This is a genomic window from Desulfobacterium sp. N47, from assembly GCF_051233685.1.
Taxonomy (GTDB): Bacteria; Desulfobacterota; Desulfobacteria; order Desulfobacterales; family RPRI01; genus RPRI01.
Genome location: NZ_JBAMMY010000199.1, coordinates 1 through 1,852 on the forward strand (window position 1 = coordinate 1; position 1,852 = coordinate 1,852).

The 1,852-nt window shown below is 33.5% G+C and carries 1 protein-coding gene and 1 pseudogene; both read right to left on the minus strand.

What is annotated here, in order from left to right; translation table 11 throughout:
* Window positions 1-319: 319 nt before the first annotated feature.
* Window positions 320-709, minus strand: a complete 390-nt coding sequence (locus VXK47_RS12915; protein ID WP_435549195.1) for a hypothetical protein — start codon at window positions 707-709, stop codon at window positions 320-322.
* 1,016 nt (window positions 710-1,725) lie between these two features.
* A pseudogene (locus VXK47_RS12920) lies at window positions 1,726-1,852 on the minus strand (IS1595-like element ISDssp6 family transposase); the annotation flags it as partial.

Here is a 1,852-nt window from a genome sequence, read left to right on the forward strand (position 1 = left end):
TCCAAGAAGAGTACTACTTTAATTTTCGTTTTTTCAACAACTGTGCGATATATCCAATAATTATGTCAAAGAGCAAAAAGCTGCCACCGGACCGGATACCGCTGGCAGCTTGATGGCTTTAAACTTTGGACTCTCAAGTTAATAATATTCCGATTGCTTTGTTGTAATTGGGTATACGTACCCATACCCAATCGGAACAGATTTATGACAATTGCTATAATATAAAGATAGTTGGCTTGTTCAACCATAGGATAAGATTGGTGATATTCACAATCTATCCTTATTCCTTATATTTTTGCTTATCATATCTTTTTTATTTTCATGCAAACCCTTCGCACTTTTCATATAATACCCAATGACATTCGCCCTGGCGCTGATAGTGCTGTTCACTAAAAGGAGCCAAAAGATGTATCCTCCAGTCCTGGTCAGGATCTGCTGCAGCCATTTCTTCAGCCTGAGCCACAGACATATAATCGCCGCAGCTTTGGGCATCTATTTCCGAATATATACAATTACCATTCCTGGTTAATAATGCGTTGCCGAATCCAACCGCAATTATTTCATCCATTGGCAAGTTTGAATGTTTACAGCCACAAAATGTGCATAGCTCGTTTTTGGAGTTAACGCTTGGAATAGGCTTAAATCCTATCAGGGCTTTCTGAAAATGTTTGTCTGAATCTGACTTAGGTACAATATGATATTCATACATGGAGGCCTCCGTTAATTAATAATAAAGTAAGTCTTATGAAATTAATATATTACTTCTAATACCGGAAAGAATAACCTTCATCAGGTTTCATCTCAATTAATGTTTTATTTCATGATACCCGGGAGTACTGATCCTTAGCATCATCTTAAGAAGGCTATTTAAATTGATAAGGATTTATAATTTGAAAGGGAATATGGCTCAAATTCCGAACAGTTATTTGAACACGATATCATACCGGCCAAATCCGCTTGTACCTTACTCAATATTTTACAATTAACGGAACAAGACGGAAGATTGTCTTTTAACCCGCAATCCCTGCAAGGGCTTTTTGTAAGGTGTCCTGTATAGCATTCAAGTTTTAATCCGCATGAAATCTCCATATTATCCTCCTGTGGTTTTAATGATTTTATAATAAAAAAACATTATGCCTACTTTTCTTGCTTTTAGTGCTTTTTGTAATACCGGATATTTTATAATAAAGATTTGTTTTGATATTATTACGAACAAATTAAAATTCGGTTAATAATTAAGGAAAGGATCATAGTAAGGAAAAAGGAAATAATAGGGGATTTATCCTATATATTTTAAATAGTTACTGGCTAATGTCAAAAAATATTCCGCTAAAACAATTATTCATGGATATAAGGATCTAAATCAACGAGCAAAAGACAAATCCGTCAATATAATGGCGTTTAGTCACTATATTGACGTAGGAATATACTATATATTGTATCACAGATATCTTAATTCTATTATATATCATGACTGGTTTATTGAAGAAAATATACTGCAATATTTTTATGTTTAAGTACCATATCATGCTTTTCCACAGCAACAATATGTCAGTTATCTATTTTTAGGGTTTTATTTTTTAAATATATCGACCGAATGAAATTTCCTTCACTTGATACTTATCATATTTACATGTGTTTATGGTTATCCCATCTTTTCTATCTTATAATATGTATGAAAAATCCTCCATATTTATGTTCATATTAATATAATTGCCTATTGACTTAGCTGACCCGCTTTTTTGACATCAGCTCATCCCTCGTTATAGTGGTCGTTGTAGCGCAAGCAAATAATAAGCGATGGAACACTTCCTTATTCCAAAACCTACGATTGAAACGATAGCATACCTCT

Coding starts and splice junctions, on each gene's coding strand:
- VXK47_RS12915 (WP_435549195.1), bottom strand. CDS start 709: ATGTATGAATATCATATTGTACCTAAGTCAGATTCAGACAAACATTTT.